At 68.3% G+C, this 6860-nt stretch carries 6 protein-coding genes; 3 read left to right on the top strand and 3 right to left on the bottom strand.

From position 1 onward, the window contains the following. Positions 1-69: 69 nt before the first annotated feature. Complete coding sequence (gene dbpA, locus IAE41_RS13750) at positions 70-1446, bottom strand: ATP-dependent RNA helicase DbpA (protein WP_200733492.1); 1377 nt, start codon at positions 1444-1446, stop codon at positions 70-72. A gap of 190 nt (positions 1447-1636) precedes the next feature. Beyond that, complete coding sequence (locus IAE41_RS13745) at positions 1637-2716, bottom strand: YeiH family protein (protein WP_200733491.1); 1080 nt, start codon at positions 2714-2716, stop codon at positions 1637-1639. 102 nt (positions 2717-2818) lie between these two features. Between IAE41_RS13745 and IAE41_RS13740 the strand changes: the two genes are divergently transcribed. The 3 genes from IAE41_RS13740 to IAE41_RS13730 all read left to right on the top strand — a co-directional run bounded on the left by IAE41_RS13740 (position 2819) and on the right by IAE41_RS13730 (position 6244). Beyond that, positions 2819-3721, top strand: coding sequence for a LysR family transcriptional regulator (locus tag IAE41_RS13740; protein ID WP_200733490.1), 903 nt, complete (start codon positions 2819-2821; stop codon positions 3719-3721). Between the two features lie 145 nt (positions 3722-3866). Further along, the gene (locus IAE41_RS13735; RefSeq protein ID WP_200733489.1) at positions 3867-4244 is read left to right on the top strand and encodes a hypothetical protein; all 378 of its coding nucleotides are present in this window, start codon (positions 3867-3869) and stop codon (positions 4242-4244) included. A gap of 116 nt (positions 4245-4360) precedes the next feature. Beyond that, positions 4361-6244 (top strand): ATP-binding cassette domain-containing protein, encoded by a 1884-nt coding sequence (locus IAE41_RS13730; protein ID WP_200733488.1) that lies wholly within the window; start codon positions 4361-4363, stop codon positions 6242-6244. Positions 6245-6389: 145 nt separating this feature from the next. Here IAE41_RS13730 and IAE41_RS13725 read toward each other — a convergent pair whose 3' ends face one another. Beyond that, positions 6390-6851, bottom strand: a complete 462-nt coding sequence (locus IAE41_RS13725; RefSeq protein WP_079221603.1) for a cytochrome c — start codon at positions 6849-6851, stop codon at positions 6390-6392. Positions 6852-6860: the final 9 nt, after the last annotated feature.

The raw sequence follows: 6860 nt of genomic DNA, 5'->3' as shown, positions 1-6860 counted from the left end.
GGGCCGGCCCCGGGCCACCCCCCGCCCACGCGGGCCCCCCGGGCCCCCCCCCGGCGCACACCTTGACCGTTACATCATCCGCACGCGGAAGCGACGGCCCTTGATCTTGCCGGCTTCCAGCTTCGCGACCGCCTTGTTGACCTGCTCACGGGCGATGGCCACGTAGGAACGGGTCGGGAAAATCGCGATCTTGCCGATGTGCTTGGCCGAAAGGCCGGCGTCACCGGTGAGCGCGCCGAGGATGTCACCTGCGCGCAGCTTGTCGGTCTTGCCGCCATCGATGCGCAGGGTGCGCATCGCCGCCTGCGGCAGCTCGGCCGGGCGCGAAGTCGCCAGCGGCGTCTTCTGCCAGTCCAGCGGCTGGCCCATATGGGCTTCCACCGCCTCGGCACGGGTCTTCTCGCGGCCGGCCACCAGGCTGATCGCCAGGCCGCTGGCACCGGCGCGGCCGGTACGGCCCACGCGGTGCTGGTAGCTTTCCACGTCGGTGGGCAGCTCGTAGTTGATCACCGCTGCCAGCTCTTCCACGTCCAGGCCGCGCGCGGCGACGTCGCTGGCCACCAGCACGTTGCAGCTGCGGTTGGCCAGGCGAAGCAGCACTTCCTCGCGGTCACGCTGTTCCATGTCGCCATGCAGGGCCAGCGCCGAGAACCCGAACTGCTGCAGCGAGTTGGCGACCTCGTCCACGTCCTTGCGGGTGTTGCAGAACACCACCGCCGATTCCGGCGTGTACTTCAGCAGCAGGCCGGCCAGCGCCTTCTGCCGGTGCGCCGGTTCCACTTCGCAGAACAGGTGGCGGATGGCCGGGGCCTGGTCGGCGCCTTCCACGGTCACTTCCACCGCATCGCGCAGCAGGTCGCGGGCGATCTCGCGGATGCTGTCGGGGAAGGTGGCCGAGAACAGCAGGCTCTGCCGCTCCTTGTGGGTGCGTCCGGCGATCTCGCGGATCGGCTCTTCAAAGCCCATGTCCAGCATGCGGTCGGCTTCGTCCAGCACCAGGGTGCGCACCGCGCCCAGGTTCAGGGCGCGCTTGCGGGCCAGCTCCTGCACGCGGCCGGGGGTGCCGACCACCACGTGCGGATCATGGCCTTCCAGCGAGGCCAGCTGCGGGCCCAGCGGCACGCCACCGACCAGCAGCAGCAGCTTCAGGTTGGGAATGCCGGTGGCCAGCTTGCGGATCTGCTTGGCAACCTGGTCAGCCAGTTCGCGGGTGGGGCACAGCACCAGCGCCTGCACGCGGATCAGGCTGGGGTCGATGGCCTGCAGCAGGCCAAGGCCGAAGGCGGCGGTCTTGCCGCTGCCGGTCGGCGCCTGTGCAATCACATCGCGGCGATCCAGGATCGCCGGCAGGCTCTGCGCCTGGATCGGCGTGAGAGTGGTATAGCCGAGGGCGTCCAGGCCGGGCTGCAGGGCCGGGCTCAGCGGCAGGGTCGAAAAGTCAGTCATGGCACATTGTACCTGTGCGTGGGGCCGGTCCCGCTCCGGGCCTTCATCAACGCGTGGCGTGGATCTACCGGGGCGGGGCTGCATCCACGCGTGGCGTGGATCTACCGGGGCGGGGCTGCATCCACGCATGGCGTGGATCTACCGCGATCCAGTAGATCCACGCCATGCGTGGATGGCATCGCCCCGGCGCTCAGCCCAGCACCGCCAGCACACCCTGGTGGATGGCCAGCCCACCCAGCAGCAGCCACGCGAACAGGATCGATGCCAGCAGCAGCGGCTTCAACCCGGCCTGGCGCAGCGCCGACACATGCGTGGTCAGGCCCAGCGCGGCCATCGCCATCGCCAGCAGCACGGTATCCAGCTGAACCAGCCCGGCCTGCACGCCCGCCGGCAGCAGATGCAGCGAATTGAAACCGGCCACCGCCACGAACCCGAACGCGAACCACGGCACCACGATGCGCGGCGCGCTGCCATCGGCCGCTGCCTTGCCGCCGCGTGCCAGCCACAGCGACAGCACCACCAGGAACGGCGCCAGCAGCATCACCCGCACCATCTTGGTGATGACGGCGGTATCGGCGGCCGACTCGCTTACCGCGCGGCCAGCGGCCACCACCTGCGCCACCTCGTGCACGGTCGCACCGGTGAACAGCCCGTACTGGCGCGCGTCCATGGCCAGCCAGCCATGCGACTGCACCAGTGCATACAGCGCCGGGTACAGGAACATCGCCAGCGTGCCGAACACCACGACCGTCGAGACCGCCACGGTGACCTGGGCCGCCCGCCCGCGCACCACCGGCTCGGCGGCCATCACCGCCGCCGCGCCGCAGATGGCGCTGCCGGCGCCGATCAGCATCGCCGCCTCACGGTCCATCCTGAAAACACGCACGCCCAGCCAGCACGCAAGCCCGAAGGTGCTGGCCACCACCAGTGCATCCATCGCCACGCCGGCCACGCCCACATGGCCGATGTCCTGGAAGGTCAGGCGCAGGCCATACAGCACGATGCCGGCGCGCAGCAGCCAGTGCTTGGAAAAGCCGACACCGGCTGCGCTGCCCGGCGCCAGCCGCGGGTAGAACGTATTGCCGACCACGATGCCGGCGACAATGGCCACGGTCAGTGCACTCAGGCCATGGGCCTGCAGCCAGGGCAGCTCGGCCAGAGACAGTGATGCCGCCGCCACCAGGCCCACCAGCAGCAGACCGGGCAGGCGCGGCTGCCAGCGCTGGCGCAGGGCGGGCAGGGACCAGGGGGACAGGGTGGAGGCGTTCATGGCGGGACAGGGGCTGAGGAGATGCGTACAGACTGCGCGTGCCCGATCGACCCGTAAAACGAATAATATGCTTGAAACCTACCTATCTAGCAGGTAACCGCCATGCGCTTGACGCTGCGCCAGCTGCAGGTCTTCGTGGCCATTGCCGACCATGGCAGCACCACCGCCGCCGGCCAGGCGATCGCGCTTTCACAGTCGGCCAGCAGCGCCGCCCTGCAGGAACTGGAGGCCCATTTCGGCACGCCGCTGTTCGACCGCATTGGTCGCCGCCTGGCCCTTAACGGCCATGGCCGCGCCCTGCTGGAACCGGCCCGTGCGCTGCTGGTCAACGCCGCCGATCTGGAACGCCAGCTCGCTGCCGGTGGCGATCCCGGCCAGGGCGCGCCACTGCGGCTGGTGCTGGCCGCCAGTACCACCATCGGCAATTACCTGCTGCCGCCGCGCATTGCCGCGCTGTTGCGGCAGGCCCCCCAGGCCGAGGTCGACCTTCGCATCGACAACAGCGCGGGCGTGGTCGCCGCCGTGCAGCGCCTGGACGTTGATGCCGGCCTGATCGAGGGCCCGTGCCACGAGCGTGGCCTGCAGGTGACCCCGTGGCAGCAGGACCCGCTGGTGATCGTGGCTGCCGCCGACGCGCCCGCGCGCTGGTCGCTGGACGAACTGCGCGGCGCCCGCTGGCTGCTGCGCGAGCCAGGTTCCGGCACCCGTGAAGCGGTGGAACAGGCGTTGCTGCCACACCTGCACGGCTTCGCCCAGACCCTGCAGCTGGGCAATACCGAAGCCATCAAGCAGGCCGCCATCGCCGGCCTCGGCGTGGCCTGCCTGTCGCGTCACGCGCTGGAAGAGCCGCTGGCCCTGGGCCGCCTGCGTGTGCTGGAGACCCCGCTGCCCGCCCTGCAACGCACGTTGTGGCTGGTACGCCACCCGGGCAAGCAATGGCTGCCGGGCCTGCAGGCGTTGCTGGGGGAGGTGGCCCAGCGGTACCCGGAGGCAATGAAGCAGTGATTGGATCCTGAAAGCTGCTCTACCATCGTGAGACTGATGTGTTCCCTGGGTGGCTTGAGGTACTGGTCAACGACTTCGCGTTGCAGGGAAAACACCTTCTTCCCTCTCAAGCCTTTGCGCGGCAGGCGAAACAATGGAATGGCAGATGCGCCCGGTAGACAGGATCCGTATCGATCTTGGCCTGCCGCCGGGAAATGAATTCACCCAGGACTGGGCCTGCGAACTCCCTGAGGAGTATCGAACCAGGGCATGGCTGGATCGATACATGACGGCGTATCACACCGGCGGCTATCCGCCTGACGTCAGGGATGAATTGATGCTCCTGGCGCTTGATGTGAGCAACGATCTGCTGTCTTCGGGCGTGGGGCCTGCGGATGGCAGCATCGCCGCCGTGCTTGCAGCGCTCTCCCGGGACCGTCACCAGCACCGCGATCTGATCGAGTACTGGGCGCTCGAGGGGGAGCCATTGGAAGACTGCTTTGCATTGACCCCAGCGGTCAGGAAGATCAAGGCGGCAGCCTGATCCGTCGCTTCATGGGCGCCGGGTGAGGCCGTCGGCGCAGGGCGGGCAGTAGAGCACCCTGGACTTGACCGGTCCGGTCGCCGCCAGGCAGGCCCGGCAACCGGTACAATGGCCGGATGCCTCTGATTACCCTACAGAACGTCGACTTCAGCGTCGGCGGCCCGTTGTTGCTGGAAAAGGCCGAACTGTCGATCGAGCCGGGCGAACGCATCGCCCTGATCGGCCGCAACGGCGCCGGCAAATCCACCCTGCTCAAGCTGCTGTCCGGTGACCACAAGCCCGATGACGGCGAAGTACGCGTGCAGCAGGGCGTCCGCGTGACCCGCCTGGAGCAGGAAGTGCCGCATGGCGCTGCCGGCTCGGTGTTCGACGTCGTGGCCGATGGCCTGGGCGAACTGGGCCAGTGGCTGGCCGAGTTCCACCACCTCAGCCATGCCGAGGTCTTCGATGGCGAAGCCCTGGGCAACGTGCAGGCCAAGATCGACGCCGCCAACGGCTGGGGCCTGGACCAGCGCGTCAGCGAAACCCTCACCAAGCTCGACCTGGATGGCGAGGCCGAGTTCGGCCGCCTGTCCGGCGGCATGAAGCGCCGCGTGCTGCTGGCCCGCGCGCTGGTGTCCAGTCCCGATGTGCTGCTGCTGGACGAACCGACCAACCACCTCGACATCGAAGCCATCGACTGGCTCGAAGCGTTCCTGAAGGGCTGGAGCGGCAGCGTGGTGTTCGTCACCCATGACCGCCGCTTCCTGCGCGCTCTGGCCACCCGCATCGTCGAGATCGACCGCGGCCAGGTCACCAGCTGGCCGGGCGACTGGGCCAACTACGAGCGCCGCCGCGAGGAACGCCTCAACGCGCAGGCGCAGGAAAACGCTCGCTTCGACAAGCTGCTGGCGCAGGAAGAAGTCTGGATCCGGCAGGGCATCAAGGCCCGCCGCACCCGCGATGAAGGCCGCGTGCGCCGCCTGAAGGCGATGCGCAACGAGCGTTCGCAGCGCCGCGACCTCAGCGGCAACGTCAAGATGGAAGCGGCGCAGGGCGTCAGCTCCGGCAAGAAGGTCATCGACGTCAAGGACGTTTCGTTCGCCTTCGGCGAGCGCACCATGGTCCGCGACTTCACCACCACCATCCTGCGTGGCGACCGTATCGGCCTGATCGGCCCCAACGGCAGCGGCAAGACCACGCTGCTGAAGCTGCTGCTGGGCGAACTGCAGCCGGCCAAGGGTGAAGTCAACGCCGGTACCAACCTGCAGATCGCCTATTTCGACCAGTACCGTGCGGTGCTGCGCGAGGATTGGAGCGCGATCGAGAACGTGGCCGAAGGCCGCGATTTCCTCGAGTTCAACGGCAAGCGCAAGCACGTGCATGCCTACCTGCAGGACTTCATGTTCACCCCCGAGCGTGCGCGCGCGCCGATCACCCGCCTGTCCGGTGGTGAACGCAACCGCCTGCTGCTGGCCAAGCTGTTCGCACAGCCGTCCAACCTGCTGGTGATGGACGAACCGACCAACGACCTGGACGTGGAAACCCTGGAGCTGCTGGAAGAGCTGCTGGGTGAATACACCGGCACCCTGCTGCTGGTCAGCCATGATCGTGATTTCATCGACAACGTGGTGACCTCCACGCTGGTGATGGAAGGCGATGGCGTGATTGGCGAGTACGTGGGCGGCTACACCGACTGGCAGCGCTATGCGGCCAGCGTGGCTACGCCTGCCGCTGCGCCCGCCACCAAGCCGGCCGCTGCTGCACCGGCCGCCGCGGCGGCTGCGGTGCCGGCCGCACCCAAGCGCAAGCTGGCTTACAAGGAAGCACGCGAGCTGGAACAGCTGCCCAAGACCATCGAGAAGCTGGAAGGCGATGTCGAAGGACTGACTGCGGCGATGAACGACCCGTCGTTCTACACCCGCAGCAGTGCCGAAGTGACCTCGCACACCCAGCAGCTGGCCAAGGTGCAGGCCGAGCTGGATGCCGCCTACGCGCGCTGGGAAGAGCTGGAAGGCTGATTGCGCGGGATTCGTGCGGACCAACGGTCCGCACCTACCGACGCCGACGCCGGGTAGATCCACGCCCTGCGTGGATGGGTCCGTCAGTGCGGACCAACGGTCCGCACCCACCACCAACGGTCCGCACCCACCGGAATGCCGGGGGTTATTTGACCCCGTGCAGATCCCGCAGCTGGCTCGGCCGGCTGCCGAAGTACGCCGCCAGGTCGGCGATGTCCTGGTCGCTCAGGTCCTTCGCCTGCGGCGTCATCAACGCATGCTGGCGGTCGCCGGCCCGGTAGGCCTGCAGGGCATGGGCCAGGTAATCGCCGTACTGGCCACCCAGCTTGGGGTAGGTCGGGTCGATCGGCGCGTTGCCGTCGGCACCATGGCAATCAATGCAGCTCTGGTTGGTCGCCTTGCCCTTCACCTTGGCGCGGGCTTCACCGGCTGCCTCGCGGCCCGGCGGCAGGCCGGCCGAGGAGGACGAACCGTGTTCGCCACTGGCGTGGCCAGGGTCGCCGGCCGATTTTTCACTGCTTTCCACCTGCGACTGCGAGCAGGCCGCCAGCAGCAGGGCAACGGACAGGGCGATGGCGTGACGCATCGTATGCGCGGCTTTCGACATGGGCGGGCC

The sequence above is a fragment of the Stenotrophomonas sp. S39 genome (assembly GCF_016624665.1).
GTDB lineage: Bacteria > Pseudomonadota > Gammaproteobacteria > Xanthomonadales > Xanthomonadaceae > Stenotrophomonas.
This window is presented reverse-complemented; position numbering and strand designations above follow the sequence as displayed.

Excerpts from the sequence above, each read along its gene's own strand:
- IAE41_RS13730 (WP_200733488.1), top strand. The coding sequence starts at position 4,361 with ATGCCTCTGATTACCCTACAGAACGTCGACTTCAGCGTCGGCGGCCCG.
- IAE41_RS13725 (WP_079221603.1), bottom strand. The coding sequence starts at position 6,851 with ATGTCGAAAGCCGCGCATACGATGCGTCACGCCATCGCCCTGTCCGTT.
- IAE41_RS13745 (WP_200733491.1), bottom strand. The coding sequence starts at position 2,716 with ATGAACGCCTCCACCCTGTCCCCCTGGTCCCTGCCCGCCCTGCGCCAG.
- IAE41_RS13735 (WP_200733489.1), top strand. The coding sequence starts at position 3,867 with ATGCGCCCGGTAGACAGGATCCGTATCGATCTTGGCCTGCCGCCGGGA.
- IAE41_RS13740 (WP_200733490.1), top strand. The coding sequence starts at position 2,819 with ATGCGCTTGACGCTGCGCCAGCTGCAGGTCTTCGTGGCCATTGCCGAC.
- dbpA (WP_200733492.1), bottom strand. The coding sequence starts at position 1,446 with ATGACTGACTTTTCGACCCTGCCGCTGAGCCCGGCCCTGCAGCCCGGC.